Origin of the sequence: Thalassotalea sp. G20_0 (assembly GCF_017744175.1) — a bacterium.
Lineage (GTDB): Bacteria > Pseudomonadota > Gammaproteobacteria > Pseudomonadales > Endozoicomonadaceae > Endozoicomonas.
In genome coordinates, this window is sequence record NZ_JAGHQV010000348.1 from 1 (window position 1) to 740 (window position 740).

The window sequence follows — 740 nt, forward strand, 5'->3', positions numbered from 1 at the left end:
GGATTAATAAAATCGAGATTAACGGGTGTGGCCGCTCACCACCGGCCTGTTTGCCATAAAGATCCAGGGATCGAACCAGCACGGCACCAAACAGCACCATCAGCCAGCTCAGATACACCCAGAGCAGAAACAGGGGCACAGCGGCAAAAGCACCGTAAATCAGCTGATAGGTAGGCGACAGTGTAATAAATAAGGTAAAGCCAGCCTTGGCCAACTCAACCAGAATGGCAACAAAAACCGCACCGACCAGCGCATGACGAACCGGCACTTTTCTGTTGGGCACAGCCGTATACAGCAGGGTAAGAACTAATGTACTGAGAACAACAGGCATAAGGCGCAGAAGCCACTGCTCTCCACCAAGAATGGCCGTGGTATGAGAAACCAGTTTGAGGGAAGCCAGATAAGAAGTGGTAAGAAAACCGGCACTCAACAGCACAGGCCCCAGGCTGAGAATGGCCCAGTACAGCAGGAAACCGGTCATGCCACGGCGCACATGCGCCACCTGCCAGATATTATTCAATGCCTTATCAATGGTTCTCAGCATCAGAAAAGAAGTGACCAGCAGGAAAGCGATACCAATACTGGTTAATTTTCTTGCCTGTTGGGAAAAATCGTTCAGATAAGACTGAACCATCTCCCCCGTAGAAGGCACAAAACTGGTAAAGATAAAGCTCTGAATGGTGTCCCCAACATCCTGAAGACTGGGCACCGCTGACAGAATACTGTAGGTGACCGTCATC

The 740-nt window shown here is 50.3% G+C and carries 1 protein-coding gene; it reads right to left on the reverse strand.

The annotated features are described in order from the left end of the window. Positions 1-709: YihY family inner membrane protein (locus J7438_RS26440; RefSeq protein ID WP_353620201.1), on the reverse strand; the 709-nt coding region annotated here is incomplete at its 3' end. Positions 710-740: the final 31 nt, after the last annotated feature.